The sequence below is a fragment of the Pseudarthrobacter sp. AB1 genome (assembly GCF_014926485.1).
GTDB lineage: Bacteria > Actinomycetota > Actinomycetes > Actinomycetales > Micrococcaceae > Arthrobacter.
The window spans coordinates 160,638-173,617 of the sequence record NZ_PZKO01000008.1 but is presented as its reverse complement, the minus strand read 5'-3'; the positions used below and the strand labels follow the sequence as shown (position 1 = coordinate 173,617).

At 64.9% G+C, this 12,980-nt stretch carries 13 protein-coding genes; 3 read left to right on the top strand and 10 right to left on the bottom strand.

What is annotated here, in order from left to right; all coding sequences use genetic code 11:
- Nucleotides 1-41: 41 nt before the first annotated feature.
- Nucleotides 42-599 (top strand): A24 family peptidase, encoded by a 558-nt coding sequence (locus DAD99_RS02855; RefSeq protein ID WP_193340248.1) that lies wholly within the window; start codon nt 42-44, stop codon nt 597-599.
- A 167-nt stretch (nt 600-766) separates the two neighbouring features.
- On the opposite strand, the gene DAD99_RS21475 is transcribed toward DAD99_RS02855, so the two are convergent.
- The 4 genes from DAD99_RS21475 to DAD99_RS02835 all read right to left on the bottom strand — a co-directional run bounded on the left by DAD99_RS21475 (nt 767) and on the right by DAD99_RS02835 (nt 4,217).
- The gene (locus DAD99_RS21475) at nt 767-1,360 is read right to left on the bottom strand and encodes an MFS transporter (protein WP_227007557.1); all 594 of its coding nucleotides are present in this window, start codon (nt 1,358-1,360) and stop codon (nt 767-769) included.
- Between the two features lie 54 nt (nt 1,361-1,414).
- Nucleotides 1,415-2,836, bottom strand: a complete 1,422-nt coding sequence (locus DAD99_RS02845) for a class II fumarate hydratase (RefSeq protein WP_111906278.1) — start codon at nt 2,834-2,836, stop codon at nt 1,415-1,417.
- Nucleotides 2,837-2,912: 76 nt separating this feature from the next.
- The gene (locus DAD99_RS02840; protein ID WP_193340247.1) at nt 2,913-3,527 is read right to left on the bottom strand and encodes a carbonic anhydrase; all 615 of its coding nucleotides are present in this window, start codon (nt 3,525-3,527) and stop codon (nt 2,913-2,915) included.
- A 9-nt stretch (nt 3,528-3,536) separates the two neighbouring features.
- Nucleotides 3,537-4,217, bottom strand: coding sequence for a DUF4245 domain-containing protein (locus tag DAD99_RS02835; protein WP_193340246.1), 681 nt, complete (start codon nt 4,215-4,217; stop codon nt 3,537-3,539).
- A 219-nt stretch (nt 4,218-4,436) separates the two neighbouring features.
- Here DAD99_RS02835 and glpX point away from each other — a divergent pair, with 219 nt between their 5' ends.
- Nucleotides 4,437-5,459 carry a class II fructose-bisphosphatase gene (gene glpX, locus DAD99_RS02830; protein WP_185262946.1) on the top strand — a complete coding sequence of 341 codons (1,023 nt, stop codon included), beginning with the start codon at nt 4,437-4,439 and terminating at the stop codon, nt 5,457-5,459.
- Nucleotides 5,460-5,548: 89 nt separating this feature from the next.
- Here the strand turns inward: glpX and DAD99_RS02825 are convergent, their stop codons facing one another.
- The 5 genes from DAD99_RS02825 to DAD99_RS02805 all read right to left on the bottom strand — a co-directional run bounded on the left by DAD99_RS02825 (nt 5,549) and on the right by DAD99_RS02805 (nt 11,279).
- Complete coding sequence (locus DAD99_RS02825) at nt 5,549-6,505, bottom strand: lipid II:glycine glycyltransferase FemX (protein WP_193340245.1); 957 nt, start codon at nt 6,503-6,505, stop codon at nt 5,549-5,551.
- A gap of 3 nt (nt 6,506-6,508) precedes the next feature.
- Nucleotides 6,509-7,759 carry a mannose-6-phosphate isomerase, class I gene (manA, locus tag DAD99_RS02820; RefSeq protein ID WP_193340244.1) on the bottom strand — a complete coding sequence of 417 codons (1,251 nt, stop codon included), beginning with the start codon at nt 7,757-7,759 and terminating at the stop codon, nt 6,509-6,511.
- Nucleotides 7,760-7,850: 91 nt separating this feature from the next.
- Entirely contained in the window at nt 7,851-9,497 is a 1,647-nt protein-coding gene (locus DAD99_RS02815; protein ID WP_193340243.1) for an LCP family protein, read from the bottom strand.
- A gap of 10 nt (nt 9,498-9,507) precedes the next feature.
- Nucleotides 9,508-10,086 carry a 5-(carboxyamino)imidazole ribonucleotide mutase gene (gene purE, locus DAD99_RS02810; protein ID WP_185262950.1) on the bottom strand — a complete coding sequence of 193 codons (579 nt, stop codon included), beginning with the start codon at nt 10,084-10,086 and terminating at the stop codon, nt 9,508-9,510.
- A complete protein-coding gene (locus tag DAD99_RS02805) occupies nt 10,083-11,279 on the bottom strand; it encodes a 5-(carboxyamino)imidazole ribonucleotide synthase (protein WP_185262951.1) in 1,197 nt (398 codons plus the stop codon). The genes purE and DAD99_RS02805 overlap by 4 nt, the downstream gene beginning before the upstream one ends.
- A gap of 172 nt (nt 11,280-11,451) precedes the next feature.
- Between DAD99_RS02805 and DAD99_RS02800 the strand changes: the two genes are divergently transcribed.
- Nucleotides 11,452-12,021 carry a GtrA family protein gene (locus DAD99_RS02800; protein WP_185262952.1) on the top strand — a complete coding sequence of 190 codons (570 nt, stop codon included), beginning with the start codon at nt 11,452-11,454 and terminating at the stop codon, nt 12,019-12,021.
- A 68-nt stretch (nt 12,022-12,089) separates the two neighbouring features.
- Here DAD99_RS02800 and DAD99_RS02795 read toward each other — a convergent pair whose 3' ends face one another.
- Nucleotides 12,090-12,788: a TIGR03089 family protein gene (locus DAD99_RS02795; protein WP_193340242.1), complete on the bottom strand. Its 699-nt coding sequence runs from the start codon at nt 12,786-12,788 to the stop codon at nt 12,090-12,092.
- Between the last annotated feature and the right edge of the window lie 192 nt (nt 12,789-12,980).

Here is a 12,980-nt window from a genome sequence, read left to right as displayed (position 1 = left end):
GGTTCTGCGGTGCGGCGCACCAATCCAGTAGCATCCGAGGGGTGATCCGACGACTCGATGGACTGTGGGACGCCACCCCGCTGGCGTTCTGGCTGGCACTGGCCGCTTGCGCCTACTTTTTTGTCATGGCAGTCCGCCTGACGGTTATTGACGTGCGCCACCACCTGCTGCCCAACCGGATTGTCTTCCCCTCGTACGGCGTGGCCGGGTTCCTGTTGCTCGCGGCTGCCTTGGTGCACGTGATTGCGGGTCCCGCCGCGATCCTGGGGTCACCTGACGGTGCTGCCGAGCTCCTGGGGATCCCGGCGCTGCGCATCCTGGCCGGCGGGGCGGTTTTGTGGGCGTTCTATTTTGTCCTGCGGATGGTCTACCCGCCCGGCATGGGCTTTGGCGACGTGAAACTGGCCGGCGTCCTGGGAATGTATCTTGGCTATCTTGGCTGGGTCCACGTCTTTGCCGGGACGTTTGCAGCTTTCCTGCTGGGGGGCCTCTGGTCTATGGCCCTGCTGGCGGCCCGCCGCGGCACCTTGAAATCTTCGATCCCGTTTGGCCCGTTTATGCTCGCCGGTGCCGCCGCGGCCATGCTGCTGCCTGCCTGACGCGGTCCGGCATGCCCATTTCGAGCCGTGACGGAGCAGCTCTACGGTGACATACAACAGGGGCGCCGCAACCCCCAAGATCGTGGCGCCCCTGCCGGCTATTGTTGCGGCTTCCGCCGCTACGGCTCACAGCCGTACGACGCCGGTCAGCGGCGTCGGGAGGCCAGCTATGAGAAGACCGGAGCGAGGGAGTCCGCGTATGCGTTGCCGCCCAGGCCCTGGATGGCGCGGAAGATCACAAAGCCCCAGAAATCTGTGGCCAGGGCGCAACCCACTGACGCAAGGGTAAACAGCTCAATGGCAATGAGGAACGGGTTCCGGCGGCCGAGGACGTCCCCGAACTTGCTGTAGATAGGCATCACGATGGTGGGCATGGCGGTCGAGACGATGGTCTGGTCGAGGCTGGAGTGCAGCACGCCGGCAATGAGCGCCGAGAAGATAATCCAGATGCGCTTCTGGGTCAGCAGCAGCGGTTCCTTCTTGATCACGCCGATCAGCTGACGGGTCTCCTCTTCGGAGGCTGCCATGTTTTCGGACAGTTTCAGCGAGAGTCCGATCAGGTCCTGGAAGAGGTCCGGGGAGATCTCTCCCGACGGGGAAGACGCACCGCCGGCCATGAAGCCGTCGATGACATCCCGGGGGATTTCATCTTCCACGTGGCCGAGGATGGCGTCTTCCTTTGTGGGGAAGTAATTGAAGAACGTGCGGCGCGAGATCTCCGCCAGCTCGCGCGACGAACGACGGCGGCCGGCGCCCTCCATGGGAAGGTGCCGGCCGCCGTCGTAGGTTGGTGCTGAGTGCCTAGATACCGGGGGTCATGCCTTGTGCGGCGGGCGCGTCATGGACATAACGTCCAGCGCGGTGTCCAGCTGCTCTTCGGTGACCTCGCCGCGCTCCAGGAAGCCCATGGCGACGACGGTCTCACGGATGGTGAGGCCCTCGGCCACGGCCTTCTTGGCGATCTTCGCCGCGTTCTCGTAGCCGATGTACTTGTTTAGCGGCGTCACGATCGAGGGGGACGCCTCGGCCAGGAAGCGGGCGCGCTCCACGTTGGCGGTGATACCGTCGATCATCTTGTCCGCCATGACCCGGCTGGTGTTGGCCAGCAGCCGGATGGACTCGAGCAGGTTGGCGGCCATAACGGGGATGCCGACGTTGAGCTCGAAGGCGCCGTTGGTGCCGGACCATGCGATGGCGGTGTCGTTGCCGATGACCTGGGCGCAGACCATGATGGACGCCTCGCAGATGACCGGATTAACCTTGCCCGGCATGATCGAGGAGCCCGGCTGCAGGTCCGGGATGGCGATTTCGCCAAGGCCGGTGTTGGGGCCGGAGCCCATCCAGCGGAGGTCATTGTTGATCTTCATGAACGAGATCGCGATGTTGCGCAGCTGGCTGGAGCCTTCGATGAGGCCGTCGCGGTTGGCCTGCGCCTCGAAGTGGTCGCGGGCTTCGGTCAGAGGCAGTCCGGTATCCGTGGCGAGCAGTTCGATGACTCGCTCCGGGAAGCCGGCAGGGGTGTTGATGCCCGTGCCCACAGCGGTGCCCCCGAGCGGAACTTCGGCGACGCGGGGGAGGGCGGCGTTGATGCGTTCGATGCCGTAGCGGACCTGGGCTGCGTAGCCGCCGAACTCCTGGCCGAGCGTCACCGGGGTGGCGTCCATGAGGTGGGTGCGGCCGGACTTGACGACGTCCTTGAACTCCACGGCCTTGCGCTCCAAGGACTCGGCCAGGTAGCCGAGCGCCGGGATGAGGTCGTTGATCAGGGCCGAGGTGGCGGCAACGTGGACCGACGTTGGGAAGACGTCGTTGGAGGACTGCGAGGCGTTGACGTGGTCATTCGGGTGGACAACCTTGTCGCTGCCGGCGGCCTTGAGGGCACGGGTGGCCAGCTCGGCGATGACCTCGTTGGTGTTCATGTTCGAGGACGTGCCGGAGCCGGTCTGGAAAACGTCGATGGGGAAGTCGCCGTCGTACTTACCGGCAGCTACCTCATCCGCAGCCGCTGCGATCGCCTTGGCCAGCTCGCCGTCGAGCACCCCAAGTTCTGCGTTGGCCTGCGCGGCAGCCTTCTTGACCCGCGCGAGCGCCTCGATGTGCGCCCGTTCCAGGGTCTTGCCGGAGATGGGGAAGTTTTCAACTGCACGCTGCGTCTGTGCACGGTACAGGGCGTTCACGGGGACGCGGACTTCGCCCATCGTGTCGTGTTCAATGCGGAATTCTTCAGTGGAAGTCATGGGGCTAGCTTAGGGCGATCCGGGGCCCGGACTAAAACCGTGAACCGCATGCTACGGGCAACGATTCAGGCTGGGCCTAGACGTCGCCGATCCCGGAAACCACGTTCGCGCGGCCCTCGGCGAGGCTGTAGGAGAGGCCGATCACCGCGGCGCGGCCGTTCTCGATTGCGGTGGAAATCACACGGGAGCTGTCCACCAGGCGCTGGGACGTCTGCTTGACGTGCTCCACCACCATGTCGTTGACCTCGTGCTCGCCGTTCCGCATGGACGTCAGTACCGAAGGCGTGATGCGCTCCACCAGGTCCCGTATAAAGCCCACCGGCATGTTGCCGGTGTCCACTGCGGACTTGGTGGCACTCACAGCGCCGCAGCTGTCATGCCCCAGCACCACGATCAGCGGAACCCCCAGCACGCTGATGCTGTACTCGAGGGAGCCCAATACGGCGTCGTCAATTACCTGGCCGGCGGTGCGCACCACAAAGGCGTCCCCCAGCCCCAGGTCGAAGATGATCTCGGCGGCGAGCCGTGAGTCCGAGCAGCCGAAGATCACGGCAAACGGGTTCTGGTTTTCCACCAGCGACGACCGGCGCGGCGCGTCCTGGTTCGGGTGCGACGATTCGCCGGCAACAAAGCGTTCGTTGCCTTCGCGCATACGGCGCCAGGCGAGGGCAGGGGTCAGATAAGTAGCCACGGGCTTACTTTACGGGGCGGTACTGGCTGACGGCGAAACTGTGACAGCCGGATTGGCTTCCATGGACTGCACGACGGCGGCGGCGAGTTCAGCGAATTCGTCCAGCTGGGCGCTCCCCGTCAGGACTACAGTGGTTCCGCGGTAATTCAGCACCATGCTCTTTTCGCCTTTGCCGGTGTCATGCAGTTTCCAGTCCTGCCCGCCCGCCGCACGCGTTCCCGTAACGGGAGCGCTCCTGGTCTGCTGGACGAGCCAGGTGGGGTTGGGCTGGCGGGTCTGGACCAGGCCGATGAAGGACTCCTTCGGGGTCAGGTAGCCAACCTCCCAGGTGGGAACGCCGCTGCCGCTGCCGGACTCCCAACGTGCGTAGTTGGACGTGAACGACTTGCCGGTGTCCGGTGTTACAGGTGTGAATCCCGCCACATCCGTGGCGTTCCGGGCCACGGCGCTGACATCGATGTCCGGGCGGAATCCGTCGCTCTTGGGGAGGGGGTTCATCAGGATAACGGGCAGGAAGGCGGCGATGCTGACCACCAGGGCAACGACCATGCCGATCACGGAGGCATTGGCGCGCTTTGCCGCTGCGGCGGGGATCACTGGGCGGACGGGGGCTGTCTCGGCAGTGCCTGCGCCATCGCCGTTTGCTCCGGAGTCGGAGGGGTTCGGTCCGGGACTGGTCGTTTCCTGCATTTCGCTCACCTCTCTATAGTCGCCCATGTTCAGGCCCAACTCACAGTCGGGGGAGTGCGGGAGGCCGAAGGCCCATGTTGCACGACTGCGTCATGCCACACCCTGAAGGCGCCGCCCAGACTATGATCAGTACCAGAGGAATCACCGCACCGGCTGAATCCGGCCGAGCGGGTCCAATGATCGCCACTCGAAGAAGAGGTTCACGTGTCACCAGCGCCTATGACCCAGCAGTACTCCACGATTTCCCCCTCCCTGGCCGTGGGCATCGACGAGCCAGACCGCAACCTCGCACTTGAGCTTGTCCGCGTCACCGAGGCCGCGGCCATCGCCGGTGGCCACTGGGTTGGTTTCGGCGACAAAAACAAGGCTGACGGCGCGGCGGTTGACGCTATGCGCTCCTTCCTTCACACGGTCCACTTCAACGGTGTTGTGGTCATCGGCGAGGGCGAAAAAGACGAAGCCCCCATGTTGTTCAACGGCGAACATGTTGGCGACGGCACCGGTCCTGAGTGCGACGTTGCCGTGGACCCGATCGACGGAACGCGCCTGACCGCGCTCGGCATCAACAACGCCCTGGCAGTCCTCGCCGTAGCAGAGCGCGGCTCCATGTTCGATCCGTCCGCCGTGTTCTACATGGAAAAACTGGTCACCGGCCCGGAAGCCGCCGACATGGTGGACCTCCGCCTCCCGGTCAAGCAGAACCTCCACCTCATCGCCAAGGCCAAGGGCGTGAAGGTCAACCAGCTCAACGTCATGATCCTTGACCGCGATCGCCACCGCCCCCTGGTCGAAGAGATCCGTGAAGCCGGTGCGCGCACCAAGTTCATCATGGACGGCGACGTAGCCGGCGCCATTGCCGCGGCCCGCTCCGGCACCGGCGTCGACGCCCTCATGGGCATCGGCGGCACCCCGGAAGGCATCGTTGCAGCCTGCGCCATCAAGTCGCTCGGCGGCGTTATCCAAGGCCGGCTGTGGCCCACCAGCGACGACGAGAAGCAGAAGGCGATCGACGCCGGCCACGACCTCGACCGAGTGCTGTCCACCAATGACCTCGTGTCCAGCGACAACTGCTACTTCGCGGCCACCGGCATCACCGACGGCGACCTCCTCAAGGGCGTTCGCTACTCCAAGGACAAGGTCCTCACCCAGTCCATCGTGATGCGCTCCAAGTCCGGCACCATCCGCTTTGTTGACGGCGAGCACCAGGCCAGCAAGTGGGAAGGCTACGCCCGCAAGAGCTAGCAGGCTCTTCACCCCGCGTCCTCCTGCGCGAACTGGCAGCTAATGACCCCCAAATTCCTGATTTGGCGTCATCAGCTGCCAGCCCGCGTTTAAGGTGAGGCGGGGGAGCGGAGGGCACGCAGCTTATCGCGCAGCTTGCGGGCCAGTTGGTACGCGTTATACCGGAGCTTTTGCACCGGGAGGTCCCAGGTGCCGGGGTACGCCACCTCGTGGCCGCCGAAGGACTTCTTGAACGCGGTGAATCCCGCCCATTTGTGGTCGGGCTGATCCGCGGGCGCAACGCCCCAAAGATCCACGTGTTTCAGGCCCCGGTCCTTGGCGTCCGCCATCAGGGTCACCAGGAGCGGTATGCCCGCGCTGAGCTTGCGGTGGGTATCATCCAAGGCGGCATGGGCATACGTCCTGGTGTCTGCGGAATCGTAGGCGAAGGCTGCAGCGATCGGCTCGCCGGTCAGCTCGGCGATGAACAGCGTGGCTGCGCCGGCGGGCATCAGGGAGGCTGCCACCTGGGTCAGGTACTCGTCGCTCTGCGGCTTGAAACCGTTCCGCCGGGCCGTCATATGCAGGAATTCCAGCAGGATACTGATGTCTTCCGGGTCCTTCGACGTCCGGAAGGTCACGCCCTTCTTGTGGATGTTCCGGTAGAGGTTCCGGTTCACGGGTTTCATCGCGGCCAGGACGTCCTTGAAGTCACCTTCGAGGTCCACGATCCAGCTGAGTTCAGGCTGCTGGTTCACCGGCGCCGGCTGAAGGCCGCGCCGGCTGAGCTCCGCGGCGGCCGGCAACTCAAGCCCCGCGGACACCGGCTCAATCCGGACAAACACCGCCCCACACGACCGTGCGGTGGCAACCAGGGCGGCCAGGGCGGCGTCGAACGTCTCCGCCGAGGATGCCACGGGTCCATAGGGGGCGTAGAGGACCTTGCCGGCAGGGTTTTTCTCCTCCACGGCCAGGAAGCTCCAGCCCGGACCTGACTGCTGATGGACGGTGCGGCCCAGGGAAGTCTGGACTTCCGCCCAAGCGGGTGTCTGCAGGAAGAATTCCACGGTTCAGGCCTTCAGGGATGTGGTCACGGCGAAGGCAATGGCCGGTGACTCTGCCCCGGCCACGGGGTGGACATTGACCGGTGCTTCCGCGGCCGGCAGGAAGGCGCTGCCGCCGCGGGTCAGCTGCAGATCGCCCTTTGGCGAATCGAGATACACCGAACCTGCAACAACAATAACAACGACTGCGCCCGCCTGTGCCAGCGGGACCGGCTCCGCGCGGGGTGCCAGTTCGATCCGTTGAAGCTGGAACTCCCGGAAGGGCGGCTGATAGAGCTCCTGGCCAAGGCTGGAGAATTCCGGCGTCAGCCTGGGGATGGCCACCGACTGGAATTCGGCGGTCCGGAGCAGCTCGGGTACGTCGACGTACTTCGGCGTCAGCCCGCCCCGAAGCACGTTGTCCGAGGACGCCATGACCTCGACACCCATGCCGTGCAGGTAAGCATGCACTTTGCCCGCGGGGAGGTAGACGGCCTCGCCCGGGGCCAGTGAAATCCTGTTCAGCAGCAGCGAAATCAGCACGCCAGGATCGCCCGGGTACTTCTCGTTGAGACTGATGACCGTGGAAAGTTCCGCTTGGTAGGGTGCCAGCGGAGCGCCGGAGACCAGGACGGCCGCCACCAATGCTGTGGTGTGCGAGACGTCGTCGCCGCCCTTGATCAGCCGCTCGAAGGCACTCTTGAGACCGGCGTCCTCATCGGGGTTTTCCAGGATCTCCAGCAGTTCCAGCAGCAGGGGCGGGATCCCGGCTTCCACCAATTCGAAGCGGGCGGCAAGGTGGAGCAGGATCTTCCGGGTTGCAGCCGGCGCCCGGAACCCGCACAACGCTTCGAACGGCGTCAGCGCAAAGAGCATTTCGGGCTTGTGGTTGTCATCGCGGTAGTTGCGGTGATCGGCATCGGGCGCAATGCCTTCAGCATTCTCCCGGGCGAATCCTACTTTGGCCTGTTCAATGCTGGGGTGGACCTGGAGCGACAGAGGTTGGGCGGCAGCAAGGATCTTGGTCAGGAAGGGGAGCCGTGGGCCAAACTCTGCCACGGATTCGCTGCCCAGGAAATGTTCCGGATCTTCGGCAATCAAGGCGTCCAGCGCTGCCACGGAGCCGTCCGCCCGGCGGGCCATGGAAGGGGCGCCGGGATGGGCTCCGATCCAGAGCTCGGCTTCCGGCCGGCCGGACTCGGGGCGTCCCAGCAGCCCTGCGATCGCGGTGGTGGATCCCCAGGCATAGTCGCGGAGGACGTTCTCAATTTCGTACACAGCCGGTGTCCATTCTTGGTCTACAGGTCTTAAGGTCTTCGTGTTCGTGCAGTCAGGTGCTGCGGCCGGGATGCCGGCGAAGGCGCTGGGCCTAGAGTGGCGCGCACTTGCCGTTGGTGGCCACGAGTTGGCGGATAGCTTCTTCGTTACCCTCGCGCTTGAGCTGGCTCAGCAGCTCCTCGGTGATCGGCTCGCCGTCGGGCGTTGTAGTCACGGGGGTGAAGTCGGACGACGGCGGCGGGGTTTGCTGCGCGGCCGATCCCGCTGGCAGGCCGGCGGCCGGCCGCAATGGAGAGGACGCCTGCAGGCCTCCGCCCACGCTTGATGCCTGCACCATGCTGTCAACGGGCGCAGCAGCCTGTGGGCCCGAAGCTGATGCCAGCAGCTGGTTCACCTTGGCGTGGATGATGTCAAAGTCAGGCACCGTGGAGAAGGACGCGTCGAAGTCGGGCGGGCCGATGGTGAGCCGCTTGACCTCCTGCCCCTTGGCCTTCGTGGCGAGATCCACAAAGCTGCCGAGTTGGGACGAGGAAATGTTGGACTCCACAACCTTGGTGCCTGCGCTGGCGATGTCCTCGAATTTGGACAGCAGCGTGGGAGGGTCCAGCTGCTTCAGCATGGCCTGCTGGACGCACTGCTGACGCTGGATCCGGGAATAGTCGTCGACGTATTCGCGGGACCTGCCGTACCAAAGGGCGTGCTCGCCGTCGAGTGTTTGGTCACCGGCAGGAATCCAGCCCAATGGCATGCCATGGGTGCGGGTAACCTCGTCGAAGAAACCGCTCATCGGAACCCAGCCGCCGGCCTTGATTTTGATGCCGCCCATCGCGTCAATGAGTTTGGCGAAGCCCGCCATATCCACCAGGACGTAGGCCTGTACGGTGATGCCGAGGGTTCCGGAGACTGCTTCGAGAGTCGCCTGCGCACCGGGGTCGTCTACACCCGGGTAGAGGTCCGCGTGCTCGTTTGTCACTTCGGTGTTGATGGCGTTGATGAGGCACTCGTCGCCGCAGTCGTAGCCGTCAGGGTAGATCTTGCGCATGGGCGAGCCTTCGCTGAACTGGGCGTTCTGCAGGTTGCGCGGCACTGAGATGATGGCAGTCTGGCCGGTCTTGGCGTCCACGCTGAGCACGGAGAGGCTGTCCGGGCGCCTGCCTGTGCGGTCGTCGCCGGCGTCACCGCCCATCATCAGGAAGTTGTAGCGGCCGTCCGCGGGATCGATCGTTGGGCCCCCAGCGAAGATGCTGCCGATGGCGTTGCGGCCCACGTTCAGCAGGTACGCGGCATACCCAAGGGTGCCGCTGCTCAGGACCAGGGCAAGGACCAGGGCGATGCCGACGGCGGGACGCGCCGCCGGTGCCAGCAGGACGGGGCGGATCAGCCGGAGTGTGTTGATGAACAGGAATGCCCATCCGAGCGCCAGCGCGACCAGGACCAGGATGATCACCAGCGAGGCAAACGGATTGGTGAGGATGTTGATCAGGAGCGACCGGTTCACTGCCAGCAGCAGCAGGGTGACCGCCAGCAAAGCCCACGCGCTGAGGGTGACGCGCAGCGCAACGCGGCCGAGCTTGCGGTCGCCGGCCACAATTTGGGCGCTGCCGGGCACCAGGAGGGTCATCAGGACCAGGGCCAAGCCCCGTTTGGTCCGGAATGGCACGGAGGCGCTGGACGGATACCGGACAGGATCAGTCATGACTGTGCCGGTTGCTGGCTGCTGCGGTTCGCTTCTGGACATGTCGGGTTCCTTAACGGCTGCCCCGGAGAACACCATTGCCGTCGGCGAAGACTTCGCTGACCTTTTGCCTGAGGTTGGCTCCCTTGCGGGTGGCGGCGTCGTTGAGTTCCTGGGCGAAGTCCATGAGGTCGGCGCGGAGCGCGGCTGCCAGCTGGTCCGTTCCCGACGCGAGGATCCGGACCGCGAGCAGGCCTGCGTTCCGGGCACCGGCAATGGACACGGTGGCTACGGGGACGCCGGCCGGCATTTGCACGATGGAGAGGAGGGAATCCATACCGTCCAGGGTCTTCAGGGGGACCGGGACGCCGATGACGGGCAGGGGCGTCACGCTTGCCAGCATGCCTGGAAGGTGGGCGGCTCCGCCGGCGCCGGCGATGATGACCCGGAGCCCGCGCTCGTGGGCTGTCTGTCCGTACCGGATCATTTCGGTGGGCATCCGGTGAGCGGAGACCACATCGGCTTCGAAGGGGATGCCGAACTCAGCCAGTGCATCCGCGGCAGCTTCCATGACCGGCCAATCCGAGTCTGAGCCCATGACCAGCCCAACGATGGGACGTGGGCCGGTGCCGGCGGTGGTTTCGGTGGTCATGCGTTCTCCTCGGAAATCCGTGCTGATTCTTCGGCGGGAACCCGGCCATCGCGGATGATGGCCGCCACCCGGGTTGCGCGTTGCCGGACCGAGTCCACAACATCCGTGGAGGTCCCGACCAGGTTGACATGGCCAATCTTGCGTCCCGGACGCACGGACTTGCCGTAGCAGTGGACCTTGGCGGCCGGCTCGCTGGCAAGGGCGGCAGGGTAGGCGGAAAACAGGTCCTGGTTGGCGCCGCCGAGGAAGTTCTTCATGACCACTACCGGACCCAGAATGTCGGTGGCACCCAACGGTAAGTCAAGGACCGCCCGCAGGTGCTGCTCAAACTGGCTGGTAACGGAACCGTCCTGGGTCCAGTGGCCGGTGTTATGGGGCCGCATGGCGAGTTCGTTGATCAGGAAGCCGACGCCGGAGCCCGGCGTTTCAAAGAGTTCCGCCGCCATCACTCCGGTGACGCCCAGTTCCGAGGCGACGCGCAGCGCCGCGTCTTCCGCGGCCGCGGCGACTTCGAGGGGGATGTCCAGGGCAGGGGCAATGACTTCGTCGCAAACACCATCTACCTGGATGGTGTGCACCACTGGCCACGCCCTCGCTTCGCCGCCCGGTGTCCGGGCCACCAGTGCGGACAATTCGCGGCTGAACTCAACCTTGGCTTCGGCGAGGAGCGGGCTCATGGCCTCGAACCACGGAGCAGCCTCTTCGGCAGCGTCGGCGGAATCGATGATCCGTACGCCCTTGCCGTCGTAGCCGCCGCGGGGCATTTTGAGGACAACGGGCCAACCGGTTTCATCGCCGAAGGCCACGAGCGCGGCGACGTCAGCCACGGCAGCCCAAGTGGGGTTTGGGAGACCCAGGCTGTCGATGGCAGCCCGCATCACCAGTTTGTCCTGGGCATTAACCAGGGCATCCGGACCGGGCTGGACATTGACTCCGGCGGCCAAAAGGGCCCGGAGGTGGTCCGTGGGGACGTGTTCGTGGTCGAACGTCATGACATCCAGGCCGTCCGCGAAGTCGAGGAGTGTCTGGAGGTCCTTGTAGTCACCCACTGGTGAAGTGGACACAGCCGATACGGCTGAAACGTCCTCCGCCTCAGCCAGGACACGGAGTTCAAAGCCAAGGGCGGTAGCGGCCGGGGCCATCATGCGCGCGAGTTGGCCGCCGCCAACAACGCCGATTACTGGAAAAGTCACATATGCCAGCCTACAGAAAAGCTCACCGGATCCGGGCTTTGGGACGCCGAGGGTCCCGCTTTTCGGGGATTTCCGTCACCACCCTGCACTCTGCGGGGGCCGGTTCACTGTTTTCGGGTCTAAAATGGACCTCTGGCCGTGTGGCCCATTGAACGGACGGCCATGGAGGGTCATGTTTAGCGCACTTTCAGATCGTATCCGGGGACTTGCCTCGCTATTTTGGCGTGAAGTAGCCAAGTTCGGTGCCGTAGGCGGTGTGGCGTTCGTCATTGACTCGGCAATCTTCATTTGGCTGTTCACCGGTCCGATGCACGGCAGCGAGGTGTGGGCCAAGGCCGTGGCAACCGTCGTGGCCAGTGTCTTCTCGTGGGTTGCCAACCGCTACTGGACGTTCCGCCACCGCAAGCAGGCCAATGTGGCCCGCGAGGCCGTGCTCTTTGCCATCATGAACCTGGTGGGACTCCTGATCGCCTCAGGCTGCGTCTGGTTCGCGAAGTACATCCTGGACCTGAACGACAAACCCTCGCTCTTTATTGCCGGCAGCGTGGTGGGCCTGGTCCTGGGCACCATCTTCCGCTTCTTCGCTTACCGGTTCTGGGTCTTCAACGAAGAACTGGACCAGGAGCCGGAGTTCTCACACGACCACGAGCTCATCGAGCGGCACCACCAGGAGAAGGCCGCCGCCGCCCTGCGGGGGGAGCAGCCGGACGGGGACTTACCGAAAAGCCGCCGGCAGCCCTGACACAGCCGGTACCCGCGGACGCAGGCGGGGCTACTTGACACAGCCGGTACCCGCGGACGCAGGCGGGGCTACTTGCCGTGGATGCGTTCCGCGGTCAGCAGCTTGTCCGTAAGCTCCACATCGGGGTGCGCCAGCACCACTGAGCCGCCGCTGTGCCACGCGCCGAGCGAGTTCGCCAGCGCCGGTTCCAGACCTTCGGCAGCAGGGACCAGAAGCCTGACGCCTTCCTCATGCGGGGCCGCAAAGCCAGAGATCAGGCCTTCGTGGATGTGCTGCTGGCCTGCTCCGGCCCGAATGGCGCAGGCGGCGGCCGACGGATCCGTGTGCGCCATGAAGACGTCACCGTGGGAGCGCACCTCGGCGGCGTAGTCGAGGACTCCGGCAGGCAGCTCACCCGGCCACCGCATCGCCAGCGCGGGCAGCGCGACGGCTATGACGGCGTCGTACTTTCCCTCAACGGTTCCGGGCCGGTCGGTGACGAGGAGTTCCGCCTCCCGGCCGTCGAGCACTGTTTCCATGCCCAGCTGCCAGGCGGCCAGCGCCCAGATCATTGACTTCCAGTGGGCTGGCAAATCAAGGTTCAGCCGCATACCGGGTTCTGCGTCGAGTTCGTCCTGCAGCAGATTACTTGTTTTTGCCACCCAGTTGTCCAACACGCGGCCGGAGAGTTCCACGCGCTCGGAGTCCGGGCCGTACCAGGTCAGGCGGGGCGACGTGGCGTGGCCGGAACGCAGGAGGGTCATCAGATCTATCGCCGGGATACTCATGGCTTTATCTTGTCACGGACGCTGATGGGGCGTCCTTGGCGGGGATGCCCCGCGCGGAGTCCCTCAAGAGCGCAGGAGGGTCCAGCAGCGCTGTGATGTTACTCACAGCATGTTTGTCATCTTATTTGTCTTATTCGGGCCGCGCCTGTATTTTTGACCGCTATTCAGCGGAACGGGGGCACTTTGCGTGCC